The sequence below is a fragment of the Paludifilum halophilum genome, from assembly GCF_002245355.1.
Taxonomy (GTDB): Bacteria; Bacillota; Bacilli; order Thermoactinomycetales; family DSM-45169; genus Paludifilum; species Paludifilum halophilum.
The window spans coordinates 1-443 of the sequence record NZ_NOWF01000092.1; the positions used below are offsets into that span (position 1 = coordinate 1).

Below are 443 nucleotides of genomic sequence, written 5' to 3' on the forward strand. Positions count from 1 at the left end.
TACATATGCAGATGCATCACTTGCATGCCAGGCATGAAGTGCATTCTCCAACTTATAACAAATGGTTGGATATAAATGCTCCATATGTTAGAACAACAATGGAAGCCAAGGATGTAACCATGCATGTATTGGCACAGTCTCCTTGCGAGGATGCCAAGTATCTATTGTTGTTGTTAATTTGGGTATCACTATATGATCCAAAATGTTATGAAGTACTGAATCTGGTAGTAACTTCTCCCATATCTCAAGAAAATATAGCATAGGTTGAGGGTCCCTTGTCTCCCAGGAATTTTTAGCAGCTATTCTCATTGCTAGAAGAATAACTTCAATAAAGAGTTGAGTGAAAGGAGTTGAAGAAGAAAGTTCTACTTCTGTATAAATGCCATAATCGCAAGGCTCATTCCCTTACAGAAGTCTCTACCACAATGACATTACCTCTAAAC

General features: G+C 38.1%; 1 protein-coding gene. It reads left to right on the forward strand.

Annotated elements, in window-relative coordinates; all coding sequences use genetic code 11:
• Window positions 1–263, forward strand: a 263-nt coding sequence (locus CHM34_RS19920) for a hypothetical protein (protein ID WP_240512077.1), incomplete at its 5' end; no start/stop codon positions are given.
• Window positions 264–443 lie beyond the last annotated feature (180 nt).